The organism is Acidovorax sp. SRB_24, from assembly GCF_012931925.1.
Genome location: NZ_MWOM01000371.1, coordinates 1 through 239 on the forward strand (window position 1 = coordinate 1; position 239 = coordinate 239).

Below are 239 nucleotides of genomic sequence, written 5' to 3' on the forward strand. Positions count from 1 at the left end.
ATGGGCTGCGCGACAACACCCTGCCGCGCATGCTGCCGGGCCAGCGCTGAGCGCACCGCTCCTGGCGCCATCGCTTACAATACGCTCTGACGGGCCTCCCCGCATGGTGAAGCGGCCAACCGGGTCAGGTGGGGAACCAAGCAGCCCTAACTGTGGAGCCAGTGCCGGGGGTAAGGCTCGTCAACTTCTTCTCAAAAAGCCTGCCGGACACAATGCCCGGCAGGCTTTTTTATGGGCGC

1 other RNA gene is annotated in these 239 nt (G+C 64.4%); it reads left to right on the top strand.

Annotated features, from left to right (window positions below):
- Positions 1-88: 88 nt before the first annotated feature.
- An RNA gene (gene ffs / locus B2J89_RS22315) (signal recognition particle sRNA small type) lies at positions 89-185 on the top strand.
- The last annotated feature ends 54 nt before the right edge of the window (positions 186-239 follow it).